Here is a 1,586-nt window from a genome sequence, read left to right as displayed (position 1 = left end):
TGGCCTGGGGCAGGTGATCGTGTCCTGGCTGACCACCACCGATCACAAGAAGATCGGGCACCTGTACCTGATCACCTCGTTCGGCTACTTCCTGATCGGCGGGCTGCTGGCGATGGCGATCCGGGCCGAGCTGTCCCGGCCCGGCCTGCAGATCCTGTCCGCCGAGCAGTACAACCAGGCCTTCACCCTGCACGGCACGGTGATGCTGCTGCTGTTCGCCACCCCCACCTTCGCCGGCTTCGCCAACGCCATCATGCCGCTGCAGATCGGCTCCCCCGACGTGGCCTTCCCCCGGCTGAACATGCTCTCCTACTGGCTGTTCCTCTTCGGCGGCCTGATCGTGCTGGCCGGCGTGTTCACCCCCAACGGCACCGCCGACTTCGGCTGGACCGCCTACACCCCCCTCAGCGGCGGCGAACGCACCCCCTACCTCGGCGGCGACCTGTGGATCATGGGCCTGGCACTGTCCGGCTTCGGCACCATCCTGGGCGCGGTCAACTTCATCACCACCATCATCTGCATGCGCGCCCCCGGCATGACCATGTTCCGCATGCCCATCTTCACCTGGAACGTGCTGCTCACCTCGGTGCTGGTGCTGCTGGCCTTCCCCGTGCTGGCCGCCGCCCTGTTCGCCCTGGAGGCCGACCGCCAGTTCGGCGCCCACATCTTCGACCCCGAAAACGGCGGCGCCGTGCTGTGGCAGCACCTGTTCTGGTTCTTCGGCCACCCCGAGGTCTACATCCTGGCCCTGCCCTTCTTCGGCATCATCAGCGAGGTCATCCCCGTCTTCGCCCGCAAACCCCTCTTCGGCTACATGGGCCTGGTCGGCGCCACCATCGCCATCGCCGGCCTGTCGGTGACCGTCTGGGCCCACCACATGTTCGCCACCCAGGCCGCCCTGCTGCCCTTCTTCGCCTTCATGACCTACCTGATCGCCGTCCCCACCGGCGTGAAATTCTTCAACTGGATCGGCACCATGTGGAAGGGCTCCCTGTCCTTCGAACCCCCCATGCTGTGGGCGGCCGGCTTCCTGGTCACCTTCCTCTTCGGCGGCCTGACCGGCGTCATCCTCGGCTCCCCGCCCCTGGACTGGCACGTCACCGACACCTACTTCGTCGTCGCCCACTTCCACTACGTCGTCTTCGGCACCGTGGTCTTCGCCATGTTCGCCGGCTTCAGCTTCTGGTGGCCCAAGATGACCGGCACCATGCTCGACGAACGCCTGGAAAAGATCCACTTCTGGACCCTGTTCACCGGCTTCCACACCACCTTCCTCGTCCAGCACTGGCTCGGCGCCGAGGGCATGCCCCGCCGCTACGCCGACTACCTGGCCGCCGACGGCTTCACCGCCTTGAACACCCTCTCCTCCATCGGCGCCTTCCTGCTGGGCCTGTCCACCCTGCCCTTCGCCTACAACGTGTGGAAGACCGCCAAGATCGGCAACAAGATCGAGGTCGACGACCCCTGGGGCTACGGCCGCTCCCTGGAATGGGCCACCAGCTGCCCGCCCCCACGCCACAACTTCACCACCCTGCCCAAGATCCGCTCCGAATCCCCCGCCTTCGACCTCCACCACCCCGACGTGG

Annotated in this window: 1 protein-coding gene; it reads left to right on the top strand. The window is 66.5% G+C overall.

What is annotated here, in order from left to right:
* Nucleotides 1-13: 13 nt before the first annotated feature.
* The coding region (ctaD, locus tag AB0L29_RS35480) for a cytochrome c oxidase subunit I (RefSeq protein ID WP_365833474.1) at nt 14-1,586 on the top strand (1,573 nt) is incomplete at its 3' end.

It is taken from the genome of Streptomyces sp. NPDC052701 (assembly GCF_040678355.1).
GTDB lineage: Bacteria > Actinomycetota > Actinomycetes > Streptomycetales > Streptomycetaceae > Streptomyces.
Note: the sequence above shows the minus strand (reverse complement) of the source record. Positions and strands in the feature narration are given on the sequence as shown.